We start from the raw sequence: 12,497 nt of genomic DNA, 5'->3' as shown, positions 1-12,497 counted from the left end.
AGACCAAGGGTTCCTATCCCATGTTAATCAGGGTAGGGTGAGTCGACCCCTAAGGCGAGGCCGAAAGGCGTAGTCGATGGGAAACGGGTTAATATTCCCGTACTTGGTATAAATGCGATGGGGGGACGGAGAAGGCTAGGCAGGCACGGCGTTGGTTGTCCGTGTGAAAGTATGTAGGCTTGAATCTTAGGAAAATCCGGGATTCTTTAAGGCTGAGATACGAGACGACACTCTACGGAGTGGAAGCTGTTGGTGCCATACTTCCAGGAAAAGCCTCTAAGCTTCAGTTTATATCGAATCGTACCCCAAACCGACACAGGTGGTCAGGTAGAGAATACTAAGGCGCTTGAGAGAACTCGGGTGAAGGAACTAGGCAAAATAGTACCGTAACTTCGGGAGAAGGTACGCTCTTGAGTGTGAAGGACTTGCTCCGTAAGCACTTGAGAGTCGCAGTGACCAGGTGGCTGGGACTGTTTATTAAAAACACAGCACTGTGCTAAATCGCGAGATGACGTATACGGTGTGACACCTGCCCGGTGCCGGAAGGTTAATTGATGGGGTTAGTCCTCGGACGAAGCTCTTGATCGAAGCCCCGGTAAACGGCGGCCGTAACTATAACGGTCCTAAGGTAGCGAAATTCCTTGTCGGGTAAGTTCCGACCTGCACGAATGGTGTAACCATGGCCACGCTGTCTCCACCCGAGACTCAGTGAAATTGAAATCGCAGTGAAGATGCTGTGTACCCGCGGCTAGACGGAAAGACCCCGTGAACCTTTACTACAGCTTGGCACTGAACATTGAGCCTACATGTGTAGGATAGGTGGGAGGCTTTGAAGCGGTGACGCCAGTTACCGTGGAGCCATCCTTGAAATACCACCCTTGTATGTTTGATGTTCTAACGTTGGCCCCTGAATCGGGGTTGCGGACAGTGCCTGGTGGGTAGTTTGACTGGGGCGGTCTCCTCCCAAAGAGTAACGGAGGAGCACGAAGGTTGGCTAAGTACGGTCGGACATCGTACGGTTAGTGTAATGGTAGAAGCCAGCTTAACTGCGAGACAGACACGTCGAGCAGGTACGAAAGTAGGTCATAGTGATCCGGTGGTTCTGAATGGAAGGGCCATCGCTCAACGGATAAAAGGTACTCCGGGGATAACAGGCTGATACCGCCCAAGAGTTCATATCGACGGCGGTGTTTGGCACCTCGATGTCGGCTCATCACATCCTGGGGCTGAAGTCGGTCCCAAGGGTATGGCTGTTCGCCATTTAAAGTGGTACGCGAGCTGGGTTTAGAACGTCGTGAGACAGTTCGGTCCCTATCTGCCGTGGGCGTTTGAGAATTGAGAGGGGCTGCTCCTAGTACGAGAGGACCGGAGTGGACGAACCGCTGGTGTTCGGGTTGTCATGCCAATGGCACTGCCCGGTAGCTACGTTCGGAATCGATAACCGCTGAAAGCATCTAAGCGGGAAGCGAGCCTCGAGATGAGTTCTCACTTGGAGTTCGACTCCACTAAAGGGCCGTTGAAGACTACAACGTTGATAGGCAGGATGTGGAAGCGCTGTGAGGCGTTAAGCTAACCTGTACTAATTACCCGTGAGGCTTAACCATACAACGCCAAAATGGTGTGAGACTGTTAAGTTAGAAGTTAGAGATTAAAGACTGAAGTAGACGATTACTTATAAAGCTTTCCGAATTAATACTGATTGCAATAGCGATTAGTAACCAACTTTGCTTGGTGATAATAGCGTTCTGGACCCACCTGACCCCATGCCGAACTCAGAAGTGAAACGGAACTGCGCCGATGATAGTGTGGCATTTGCCATGTGAAAGTAGGTCATCACCAGGCTCCTAATTATACGAAGAACCCAGCTTATTGCTGGGTTTTTTCGTTTAAGGTCTTTGATAACCTACGGGAAAGTAGGGAGAAAGCGGGAATAATGAAGTAAAGAGTTTTACTTCATCCGCTTGAACGCTGGCGGCCTCAGGCCGTAAGCTGGACCATCACCAGGCTAGGCGCCCCCGACTCCGAATTAAAGAAACCCGTTGCAGCAATGCGACGGGTTTTTTGCTTTCTAGTGTTTGGGGGTTAAACTCTTTGTTTTAGATTGAATAACCCTTAGCTTGCTAAGTCTGTAGGTCGGATTTTTGGGCCGTATAGCAAATTTCCGATACATTCGACATTATGGCTGTTTATCAAAACAAGCCGTATGCTTCTGTCTCTTCTGGTTCATGAGCGAGATGTTGAGGTCTAAATATGGCGCTAGGCTCGATAATCAGTGAGTGGCTGTCTTTGAGCTTAATTAAACCCGCCATCATATGCTTTGTTTCTCTATCCACCTCAAAGCCAATAGATGTTAGCTCACTCAAAGATTTCACCTCACTTTGGTCAACACTGATACTATCTTCGACCCGATCAACTAAAAGTCCAATGTACGGTGTAGCGCCATCTTTGGTGGTATACACGATGATAGGTTTGTGGTTAAAGATTAATAACTCCTTGGCTGAGCTAAGCAGGCGATTTATGTGCGCCATGTTATTTCGCTTTTCTCTGCCCAAAATTTCCTTAGCTTGCTCTGCTGGCAGTCCACTGAGAAGCTTAGCTTGTTCCAAGACCTGACGATGAGGCACCGTTAGTCGTTTAAAAAGGTCCTTTAAGTCGGGATCTTGTACGTTGGGATTTTCATACCAAGAAATAAATCGACGCATCTGTTCGTCGAGATCACTGCTCATCGTTTCTTTACTATCAACTGTACGCTCTAACGCACTAAACCACTTATTGTTGAAAGTGATGTATTGCTCTATCGTTTCAGCAAGTGCGGTATTCGCTTGCTTTGTCGATTGCTTATTGAGCATGATCCCTAAATCAAAGATGGGTGTGGGGGTATCCATATAGTCTTTAACACCAAGAAAACTGGGGTTTTCATTGGGCAAGCTAGTGAGGTTGTCGTCATAACGCTCGGTAAAGAGAATATCCAAAATTTTCAGAGAGATAGTTTTGCTGCCAACTCGGAAATTTACAAAATCCATTAGATACGTTCAGAACAGTGACTGGTGATATAAAGCTTAGCTTAGTTGTGTATTTTCACCAGAAATACAATTAATTAAGAAGAACCTGATAGACATTATCTCCGGGTTTATCTTGGAGTTTGAACAAGGTCGCCAACTCGGGGTCACTACTCACTACGTTAGGTCCATAGCTGATAATGCATTGCTGTAAGTTTGTGGAGCGAGTTTTGCAAAACGAGATAATCTTTGTTGTGGCATAAGCATTAAGGTAGCCCTCGAAATGTAATCTGTTAGGCATCTTTACTCCGGCTTGAGAAAAGTCTTCTTTAAACAAGTTACAAAGGCGTTGTTGGCATGTAAGTGGGTCTGCAACTACTTCAGTTACCATTACGTTGTTGTGGTGCTTTATTAGACCCGATAATGAAACCTGTGAAGTGAAAGACATCGCTGTATACAAAGGCGAGTGGCCTTGTTCATACGCTTTGTTAATAAACTCAGCGATAGGGCTGTAGGTTCCTACCATGGCAATCGCATCTACCGGTGTGCTAAACAATACTTTTACAGCCGCCTCAATATCCGTACTATTGCGGCGAAAGCGAGCGGTATTGGCGACTTCAAGACCATGAGTTTGCATGGCCATGATGAGGCTATTACCTGCTTCAAGACCGAATTCATCAGCTTGGACCAACAATGCTATGTGTTTTGCACCCTTGTTTTTTAAATATTTAGCCTGCGCTATCGCTTCATCTTCGTAACTATTGCGTAGATGGATAATGAACTCATTTTTGCTGAGTCTGAATGATTCCGCACCGGTATATGGGAATAGCAAAGGCACTCTCTGCTTTCTAACTAAATCTAAGATTGCTGTGGTTGTGGGTGTACCCATGTAGCCAAACAGTGCATCGACTTCATAAAGCTCGATAAGGCGGCGCGTATTTGCGACGGTATTGAGTGGTTCGTAGCCATCATTGAGATGAACTAGGTTCACCTTAAAAGATTCGCTCTCGCGGTTATGACGGTCAAAATAAAGTTGTGCACCTAAACCTAGCGCTAAGCCTATATCTTTCGCTGGACCTTGAGTTGCACTGGACATACCGAGAGTAAAGCTCTGGGGCTGTTTGGCTGCAACGCTGCAGGTGATGATTAACATCAGCAATAGCGCGCGAATCATAGTACTACTACCTTTGTGCGATAACGGATTGAACTAACGCCATTAATAGCAGGTTGAATTGCTTTTTACTATGCTTGTGTTTAATTTGTGTACAAGTTTCGTTTTGTAGTTGCGTAATCAGACTCCGTTGTTGAACATCGAGTCGTGTCAGTACACTGGGGTTTTTGTTTATAAATCTCATTAACGGAGCATACGCATAAATAAAAGCTAACTCGCCTTGTACAAAGCGCGTGAGTGATTCTAAGTCGTCAATGTCATCGTTTTGATGTGTACTCTCATTTAGCAGCGTAGTTTTTAAATCGGTATCTAGACCATCAAAGAAATGTGCGAGTACGTCGCTAGCATCTCGTTGCCATCGGGAAATGAGAGGCGTCAATTCGCTACCGCCGTTATGGCTTAACGCTTTGGCCATCAAAATACTGTGTTCGCCACTTACGTGATCGCGTTTGAAACCTAGCTTTAAGGTATAAAACCCACACCTTTTCCAAAATTTAACAAGCGCTCCATAAGCACCAAAGCTGGTACCAAGTATGTCAACTCCATCTCGCTGACACGCTAATTCTATGTGTGATATGAGGCTTGTCCCGAGGCCCAGATGTTGTGTTTCGGGGTGAATCGCTATGCGTACGATACGGGCACTGTGCAATTGAGCAACATCACTCTTGCCTGTGAGCTGAGCCAGACTCTGTGCGAGTAGATGCCCTTGTGGGCGTCGTTGCCCCTTAGCTATTTGTACTGCTAGGTCAGATTCAAAACCTCCCTCGTGCATCACCAGTGCGACGCCAACCAATTGCCCATTGTGTAAAGTGATAAAGAGTTGCTGGCCAGGTGCATCCAACAATTGGCGAAAGTCATTTGTTGATGTTTGATAATGAGCCAAAACCAAAAGTGCGAACACTTGTTTTAATAACGTTGGATCCGCCAATAGTTCACTGACGCTTATTTCTTGGTGCACGACTGTTGTATCTTCAATTTTCAGGTCAGTGCAGGCTGAGTCTAGTGCCAGTAGCATATTTATGCCCTGCTCGAGGGGATCTCCGTTAGCAAAGCGAAACGGTATATCTAATGAGCACTCAGTGTGTGACGGGTAATGCTCATCAAGGAATTTTTTAAACCTCAGTGTGTAACCTCGTCCGCTGCCTTCATACCCAATCAATGTGCTTGCAAACACAATGCGAGAATAAATTTTCAGGAGCGCTTTTAAGATAGGGATAGGTAACGTCGCAGCTTCATCTACAAACAAAATATCGCACGCAGGCTGTTCTTTAAGAACACGATCCGGCGGCATGTAAGTGAGGTTAGCTAAGCGCTGAGTAGCGTCATCAGGTGCCAACAAACCCTGCGCTAATGCAAGGTGTTTAAATGCACTTGATACTGCTCTGCGCTGGATTGCACAAAGAATGATATTTTTGCCACGCAGTTGCGCCGCAGCAAGCCCCAGGGCTGATGATTTACCTCTCCCTCTGTCTGCACTTATGAGTAGCGGGGAATTGGCAGGACCGTTAGCAACAGCCATGATGCTCGCGATAGCTCGCTGTTGGTCCAGTTGTGCGGACGCGACGCTTTCGCCACATTCAATAGACCATTGTGGGAGTGCAAAGCTTGTTGGGTCGCTTTGGCATAACCAGATAAAGTCAGTCTCGGGAAGTTGAAGTTCCAACCAAGCCCAAAAGTGGCTGCGAGTTGGCATGTCACAGCCGTGAGACACAAGTTTATTAATACCGGGGTCGATGAAATGAGAGGTGTCTTCGGGCATCAAAATGACCAACAGCCCACCCGCACTGACCGTGCCGCTAAGGGCCGCTAGCTTGTCTGCAAAAAAACCACTGAAACAATCGTAAGCAGCATTAGCATGTTCTTGACCGAGGATTTGGTGCAGGTGCAATGGCCATTGAGAATTGTTAAGTTGCTCGTTGGTGCTAAGCACATACCATGGCTCATTAATGTCGTGTTGCAGGTATGCGAGTTGTTCTGCACACCACGCGTTTTCTCCCCGCAGCAAGATAGCTTGGCGCCATCTGCGCGAGGATAGCTCGCTTTTGAGTTGAGCTAACTCAGATTGCTTGTAAGCGCGCATACGCGGTGACTAACCATTTGCTGCCCACATTATCAAAGTTTACTTGCACGCGTGATTGTGGGCCTGCGCCTTCATAATTGAGAACGGTACCTTCACCAAACTTGGCATGCAATACGCGCTGACCAAGGTTAAAGCCACTGTCTGCAAAGGCCGCTTGGGTGAGTGAGTGGCTAAAGCGACTGGTTTGTTGCGGTGCCGTTACTTTAGTTTTCACTCGAATTTCTTCAATGCAATCGTCTGGTAACTCGCGCAGGAAGCGTGATGGACTGTGGTATTTCTCTTGACCGTATAAGCGTCGGCTCTCAGCGTGAGTGACATAAAGCTTTTCCATTGCGCGCGTCATACCCACGTAGCAAAGGCGACGCTCCTCTTCTAAGCGGCCACTTTCTTCTTGGCTTTGTTGTGAAGGGAACATTCCTTCTTCAACGCCAGCCATAAACACCAATGGGAATTCCAAGCCCTTAGCCGAGTGCAGTGTCATCATTTGCACCGCATCTTCATGTTCTTCTGCTTGGCCTTCACCTGACTCCAATGAGGTATAAGCAAGGAAGCCTTGTAATGGCGAAGAAAACTCTTCATCTACAGGCAGCTCGTATTGCTCGCAGGCGTTGATTAACTCTTCCAAGTTCTCTACGCGAGCACGGCCTTTTTCACCTTTCTCAGCGTGATACATGGCCATAAGGCCCGTATTTTCGATGGCATATTTAGCTTGTTCGGCAAGCGTGAGATCACCAATATGTGCTTCAACACCATCAACCAATTCCAAAAAGCGACTGACCGCTGTTGCCGCACGTCCAGATAAATGCTTTTGTTCAATAATAGTTTTCGCCGCATACCAAAGCGGGAGTGACTCAGCACGGGCACAGTCACGAATGTGGCTCAATGTTTTATCACCGATACCGCGAGTGGGGGTGTTAATCACCCGTTCGAAGGCGGCATCATCTTGGCGATTACTCACCAGGCGCAGGTAGCACAGGGCATCTTTAATTTCTTGGCGTTCGAAGAAGCGCATACCACCGTAAATGCGGTATTTCATGCTTTCTTGCAGTAACGCTTCTTCCAGTACACGCGATTGCGCGTTATTTCGATACAGAATCGCGCTGTCACTTAACGCATTGCCTGCTTCAAGCCAGGTTTTAATTTTGCCGACGATAAAACGCGCTTCATCCAGCTCATTGTAGGCTGCGTAAATTGAGATCGGCTCCCCTTGATTGCCCTCTGTCCAAAGGCTTTTACCCATGCGTTCAGAGTTGTTCTCTATTAGTGAGTTCGCCGCTTTGAGAATGGTTGCGGTAGAACGATAATTTTGTTCGAGGCGGATAGTTTCAGCGTCGAAGTCATCTAAGAAGCGTTTAATGTTTTCAATACGCGCGCCACGCCAGCCGTAAATGCTTTGGTCATCATCGCCGACGATCATCATCGAATTCGTGTCGCCGGCGATCAGTGCTAGCCAGCGATATTGAATGGTGTTGGTATCTTGGAACTCGTCCACCAAAATATGTGCAAAACGCTGTTGATAGTGGCGCAGCAAGGTAGGGTGCTGTTGCAGGACTTCATAACAACGCAACAGAATTTCTGCGAAATCGACTAAGCCAGCTCTGTCACACGCCTCTTGGTAGGCGCTGTATACGCGCAGTAATAGTTGCTCGTTGACATCGTACGCTTGAATATCACCTGGGCGCAGGCCTTCGTCCTTTTTGGCACTGATGTACCAGGCAATGTGTTTTGCCGGCCATTTTTTCTCGTCAATATTCATCGCTTTAAGTAAGCGGCGGATCATGCGTTGCTGATCATCACTGTCGAGAATTTGGAATGATTCTGGCAATTTCGCTTCGCGGTGGTGAGCGCGCAAAATTCGATGAGACAAACCATGGAAAGTGCCAATCCACATCCCGCCAGCGGAGCCTTGAATAGTTTGCTCAACACGAGCACGCATTTCTTTAGCGGCTTTGTTAGTAAACGTAACGGCAAATACGCTGTATGGCGAGGCGTTTTCAACTTGCATCAACCACGCGATACGATGAACGAGAACGCGTGTTTTACCTGAGCCTGCGCCAGCAAGAACCAGCATATTTTGCAACGGTGCTGCTACCGCCTCTCGTTGTTTATCATTCAAGCCATCAAGTAATTCAGATACGTCCATCGTTACGTCCACTTTTAAATAGTTTGGCAAGTATAACAAGAGTTCGCCGTTGGCTAAATAGAATACTGTTTTTATAAACAGTAAATTATTGAATTAGGTTAATTGCGTAAATTACTTAAGTCTTTTACAAAGTGAATTTTACTGTGTTGATTGATGGCATCAGTGGGCGTTGTTTGTGTATACCCTTGCGAGCGTAACATCGTCAGCATGGCATCAAAGCGCAACATGGATTTCACTTCAATGCAGTTAAAGCCATTCTCTAGCGCCCATTGCTCTTGTTTGTGCAGAAGTTGCTTTGCCAGCCCTTGGCCACGATGGTCAGGAACGACGCCACCGAGCCAGCTATAAAAAGTGTCTGTCGATTTTGCATACCCTAGTTTAAAGGCGACGGGTTGCCCTAGGTATACAGCAACAAGCGCGAGGTATGGGTTGTCGCCAATTCGTTCTTGATACATAGCCAAGGTCGCGTCGGTAAGCATTTCAGGGATGTGATTATGGACAGTCAAACAGTCCTGCAAAGCGGCTATTTTTATTGTGTACTGACTCATCGATGTATACTCGGTTATCATTCTGGCCTCAGTGTATCACGGATATTTTTACATGAAGCGTAGCGACATAATTGCGGATAACAGTAATGAACTTAGCGATTGGCTCAAAGATCAAGTAGTGGCATTTAATCAAGCACACTGGCCTGTAGCGCGTAAAAATGTGGGCTTTAGTATTTGCGATGAGCAAGGTAAGCGCATAGGTGGCATAGCAGGGCGCAGTTTTGGCTACTGGCTATTAATAGATTGGCTTTGGGTTCACCCAGAAGCACGAGGTAAAGGATATGCCAGCGAGTTATTAGGCAAATTAGAACACGCAGCAGTCACATTAGGAGCAACAAAGGCGGTACTTGATACTTTGGAGTTTCAAGCACCGGAATTTTATCGTCGACACGGCTATGAAGAAGTATTTGCGCTGTCAGATTACCCTATAAATGGGCGGCGCAGCTATATGGTGAAAACATTCTAAACTAGCAAAACGCGCGCAGCGCCGAAATGTCGCTAATTTCGCAGCAAGGTAGGCCTTTGTAGGCGTAATCAATTCCTTGGTTATTGAGCCACACACTGCGACATCCAGCATTGTTTGCACCCTGTACATCGGTATCTAGGCTATCTCCGATATGAATAATGTCATGGTGAGCAACCTGCAATGTCGACGCAGCGTTATCAAATAATGCGCGGCGCGGTTTGGCATCGCCATCGGGTCCTGCCATGAGCACCTGCTCAAACTGACCTTTAAGGTTAAATTTATTCACATCAACGTTGCCGTTGGTGATAGCAATCAATCTGTACTTGCTTCTCAACGCATCCAACAAAGCTAACACGTCGTCGCTGACAACGATTTGACTGCGCGCCGTGGCGAATGCGTCATACGCATTTTTAGCATGCTGAATGTCTTCTCCTATAATTTTCATAGCGTGTGTAAGTGCTTGCTTACGCAGTTCTGTAACATCATTGATGAGAGTGGGCATCTGCTTTATCACCGCATTTCGGCAGCGCAACCAAAAGCCGTGATCTTGCTCGCGCCAAGCAGGTAAAGTCTGTAAGTAGTTATGTTGAGCCTGCAGCGCCGCTTTGATAATTGGGTGGTTGTTATAAAGCGTGTCATCTAAGTCGAAACTAAGGACTTTAGCTTGGTCAATGGCTCGGTTAAATCGCATCATGTTACTTCTGTTTCTTAGCTCGTGGATGAGCATTATCGTACACCTTAGCAAGGTGTTGAAAATCTAAATGGGTATAGACCTGAGTTGCTGATAGGCTGCTGTGGCCAAGCAGTTCCTGCACGGCACGTAAATCACCGCTGGACTGCAATACGTGCGAGGCAAAAGAATGGCGCAGTTTATGTGGATGAACTTGCGCACTGAGGCCTTGTTTTACTCCCCATTCACGCATCCGTTCACGTACGTGGCGAATCGAGATTCGCGTTTTGCGTTTGGATAAGAATAAGGCCGCGTCGTCAGCGCCAACAAAAGCGATACGTAACTTCAACCATGCGTTAAGTGCTGCAATCGCCTTTGAGCCGACCGGCACGATGCGCTCTTTGTTGCCTTTACCCAATACGCGAATTTCACCGCCTCGTAAGTCGAGATCAGCCAAATTGGCGTTAACCAATTCACTAATACGTAAGCCACTTGAATACATAAGCTCCATCATGGCCTTATCACGTATTGCCAGTGGATCGTCATCATCGATATCCAGGAGTTGATGCATTTGATCAACGTCCAAATTGCGAGGCAAGGGCTTATCGAATTTGGGGCCCTTCACGTACTGAGCTGGGTTTTCTTGAAAGGGGTTGTAGCTTTTTAAATAGCGAAAAAAGGCGCGCAGACAGCTGAGTTTGAGGTTCACTGTGCGTGCACCTAACCCTTTGGCGCGTAGCGACATTGCGAACTTACGGATGTCATCGGCATTGAGTGTCAGCCACCCGTCTTTATCTTCGTAGAAATAGCGGGCAACTTCTAAAAGTTGGCGGTCGTATTGTTCTAAGGTGTGACTCGAATACTGCTTTTCATAACGCAGGTAATCTCGATAACTGGCAACCGGTTCGTTCCACACTTCACTCATTGCTGAAAAGGTCAGTGCTTTGCCGTTATTCATGATAACGTGGCTAAACGCTCTTGCAGTGCTTTTACAAATTCGAAAATAAAGAAGCTGTCTTGGGCAGGTTCAAAATGCAATTCGTCTTCACTGGAAAATGCGAGCAGTGCGATAGGTGCCTCTGGTTCACCGATAAGATACAAGGCTGCACTTTTGCTAGGGTTATTGAAAATTAAAGACTGCTCTTGCTCTGAGAGTCGGCCTAGGTAGTGGCTGTTGTTTAATCGTTTGTCCAGCAGCGGCTGAAGATCTGGAGTGAACTTCAGGAGCTTGCATTCGCTAATATGTAACTGCGCACAAATAAGCTCTTCTAGACCTTGGGCAAGTTCAATAAACTCACAATCACTCATGAGCTTACGATGGCAGGCGCTGAATACTTGATACACCTGTTCGTTTTGTTTGGCTTGGCTAATTAATTGCTGGAGTTGCTGTTGTAAATTGACGTTCTGCTCTCGTAAGAGTTGTTGTTGGCGTAACTGCAAAGAAGCCACACTTTCATGTGTGCCGCCAAAGTTCATCACAGCAAACAGCTGCGGATGCTGTAAAAAGAAGTCTGGGTTTTGTTGCAAATATTCTGCAACTTGCTCTTTGCTCAACTCACTCATAACGCGATTTGTCCATCAAACACATGTTCCGCAGGGCCAGTCATTTTTACCGGGTGACCTTCGCCTTGCCAGCGAATTTGTAGCGCGCCTCCAGGTAATTCCACTTTTACGCTACTGCTTAACTTATTTTGTAGCTGGCCCACGACCGCTGCCGCACATGCACCCGTGCCACATGCTAAGGTTTCACCAGCCCCTCGTTCCCAGACTCTGAGCTTAATGTGGTTCTGGTCAATCACCTGCATAAAACCTACGTTAACCTTCTTGGGGAAGCGTTCATGCTCTTCCACCAATGGCCCTAAGGTTTGTACTTCAGCGGTATTGATGTCTTCCACTTCAATTACACAATGTGGATTCCCCATAGAAGCGGCGCCCACAAACAATGTTTGCTCTTGCTGGCGCAATATATAGGTTAGTTCACGTTTGCTGGCCTTGAGCGGGATTTCTTTCGGCTCCAATATGGGTTGACCCATATTAACGGTAACCTGACCATCTTTTTCTATATATAACACCATGTTCCCACCTTTAGTGGAAACCGCTATTTTATGCTTGTTGGTCAGCCCTTTCATGCGCACAAAGCGAGCAAAACAGCGAGCACCATTGCCGCATTGTTCTACCTCGCTGCCATCAGCATTGAAGATACGATAATGAAAGTCTAAATCTGGAGAATAAGGTGCCTCGACCATTAATAACTGATCAAAACCCACACCAAAATTACGGTCGGCCAGTGTTTTAATTTGGTCGCGAGATAGAAAGATGTTTTGGGTGACGTTATCAACGACCATAAAGTCGTTGCCCAGCCCGTGCATTTTGGAAAAGTTAACTAACATAAGGCTCTTAATTCGTCCGTTCTATGCCAC

The 12,497-nt window shown here is 46.8% G+C and carries 10 protein-coding genes and 2 rRNA genes (1 of these 12 running past the window's edge); 3 read left to right on the top strand and 9 right to left on the bottom strand.

The features are described 5' to 3' along the window. Together ACH19P_RS01650 and rrf are read left to right on the top strand one after the other, a co-directional pair. A 23S ribosomal RNA gene (locus ACH19P_RS01650) occupies positions 1-1,604 on the top strand; it begins 1,281 nt to the left of the window's first position. 123 nt (positions 1,605-1,727) lie between these two features. After that, positions 1,728-1,842: ribosomal RNA gene (gene rrf / locus ACH19P_RS01645) — 5S ribosomal RNA — on the top strand. A 347-nt stretch (positions 1,843-2,189) separates the two neighbouring features. Here rrf and ACH19P_RS01640 read toward each other — a convergent pair. From ACH19P_RS01640 to ACH19P_RS01620, 5 genes are all read right to left on the bottom strand, one after another. Further along, positions 2,190-3,023 (bottom strand): chemotaxis protein, encoded by an 834-nt coding sequence (locus ACH19P_RS01640; RefSeq protein WP_462156793.1) that lies wholly within the window; start codon positions 3,021-3,023, stop codon positions 2,190-2,192. 70 nt (positions 3,024-3,093) lie between these two features. Next, positions 3,094-4,173, bottom strand: coding sequence for an ABC transporter substrate-binding protein (locus ACH19P_RS01635; protein ID WP_462156792.1), 1,080 nt, complete (start codon positions 4,171-4,173; stop codon positions 3,094-3,096). 7 nt (positions 4,174-4,180) lie between these two features. Then, the gene (locus ACH19P_RS01630; protein WP_462156790.1) at positions 4,181-6,250 is read right to left on the bottom strand and encodes a GNAT family N-acetyltransferase; all 2,070 of its coding nucleotides are present in this window, start codon (positions 6,248-6,250) and stop codon (positions 4,181-4,183) included. Beyond that, positions 6,228-8,393 (bottom strand): DNA helicase II, encoded by a 2,166-nt coding sequence (gene uvrD / locus ACH19P_RS01625; RefSeq protein WP_462156789.1) that lies wholly within the window; start codon positions 8,391-8,393, stop codon positions 6,228-6,230. The genes ACH19P_RS01630 and uvrD overlap by 23 nt, the downstream gene beginning before the upstream one ends. Before the next feature lie 98 nt (positions 8,394-8,491). Continuing rightward, positions 8,492-8,941 (bottom strand): GNAT family N-acetyltransferase, encoded by a 450-nt coding sequence (locus ACH19P_RS01620; protein WP_462156788.1) that lies wholly within the window; start codon positions 8,939-8,941, stop codon positions 8,492-8,494. Between the two features lie 52 nt (positions 8,942-8,993). On the opposite strand from ACH19P_RS01620, the gene ACH19P_RS01615 reads away from it, so the two are divergent. Next, the gene (locus ACH19P_RS01615; RefSeq protein ID WP_462156787.1) at positions 8,994-9,407 is read left to right on the top strand and encodes a GNAT family N-acetyltransferase; all 414 of its coding nucleotides are present in this window, start codon (positions 8,994-8,996) and stop codon (positions 9,405-9,407) included. Position 9,408: 1 nt separating this feature from the next. On the opposite strand, the gene ACH19P_RS01610 is transcribed toward ACH19P_RS01615, so the two are convergent. Genes ACH19P_RS01610 through dapF form a run of 4 tightly spaced genes read right to left on the bottom strand, consistent with a single transcriptional unit; the run spans position 9,409 to position 12,467 of the window. Beyond that, positions 9,409-10,101: an HAD-IA family hydrolase gene (locus ACH19P_RS01610; protein WP_462156786.1), complete on the bottom strand. Its 693-nt coding sequence runs from the start codon at positions 10,099-10,101 to the stop codon at positions 9,409-9,411. A gap of 1 nt (position 10,102) precedes the next feature. Beyond that, positions 10,103-11,035, bottom strand: coding sequence for a tyrosine recombinase XerC (gene xerC / locus ACH19P_RS01605; protein WP_462156785.1), 933 nt, complete (start codon positions 11,033-11,035; stop codon positions 10,103-10,105). Then, positions 11,032-11,640 (bottom strand): DUF484 family protein, encoded by a 609-nt coding sequence (locus ACH19P_RS01600; RefSeq protein ID WP_462156784.1) that lies wholly within the window; start codon positions 11,638-11,640, stop codon positions 11,032-11,034. The genes xerC and ACH19P_RS01600 overlap by 4 nt, the downstream gene beginning before the upstream one ends. Beyond that, positions 11,637-12,467 (bottom strand): diaminopimelate epimerase, encoded by an 831-nt coding sequence (gene dapF, locus ACH19P_RS01595; RefSeq protein ID WP_462156783.1) that lies wholly within the window; start codon positions 12,465-12,467, stop codon positions 11,637-11,639. The genes ACH19P_RS01600 and dapF overlap by 4 nt, the downstream gene beginning before the upstream one ends. Between the last annotated feature and the right edge of the window lie 30 nt (positions 12,468-12,497).

Source organism: Pseudoalteromonas sp. GB56 (genome assembly GCF_054923835.1).
The sequence above is the reverse complement of the archived record's forward strand: the minus strand, read 5'-3'. Positions and strand labels throughout refer to the sequence as shown.

Bases quoted from the DNA above. Each gene is read 5' to 3' on its own strand.
- ACH19P_RS01600 (WP_462156784.1), bottom strand. From the start codon at position 11,640: ATGAGTGAGTTGAGCAAAGAGCAAGTTGCAGAATATTTGCAACAAAAC.
- dapF (WP_462156783.1), bottom strand. From the start codon at position 12,467: ATGTTAGTTAACTTTTCCAAAATGCACGGGCTGGGCAACGACTTTATG.
- ACH19P_RS01640 (WP_462156793.1), bottom strand. From the start codon at position 3,023: ATGGATTTTGTAAATTTCCGAGTTGGCAGCAAAACTATCTCTCTGAAA.
- ACH19P_RS01615 (WP_462156787.1), top strand. From the start codon at position 8,994: ATGAAGCGTAGCGACATAATTGCGGATAACAGTAATGAACTTAGCGAT.
- xerC (WP_462156785.1), bottom strand. From the start codon at position 11,035: ATGAATAACGGCAAAGCACTGACCTTTTCAGCAATGAGTGAAGTGTGG.
- ACH19P_RS01630 (WP_462156790.1), bottom strand. From the start codon at position 6,250: ATGCGCGCTTACAAGCAATCTGAGTTAGCTCAACTCAAAAGCGAGCTA.
- ACH19P_RS01620 (WP_462156788.1), bottom strand. From the start codon at position 8,941: ATGAGTCAGTACACAATAAAAATAGCCGCTTTGCAGGACTGTTTGACT.
- ACH19P_RS01635 (WP_462156792.1), bottom strand. From the start codon at position 4,173: ATGATTCGCGCGCTATTGCTGATGTTAATCATCACCTGCAGCGTTGCA.
- ACH19P_RS01610 (WP_462156786.1), bottom strand. From the start codon at position 10,101: ATGATGCGATTTAACCGAGCCATTGACCAAGCTAAAGTCCTTAGTTTC.
- uvrD (WP_462156789.1), bottom strand. From the start codon at position 8,393: ATGGACGTATCTGAATTACTTGATGGCTTGAATGATAAACAACGAGAG.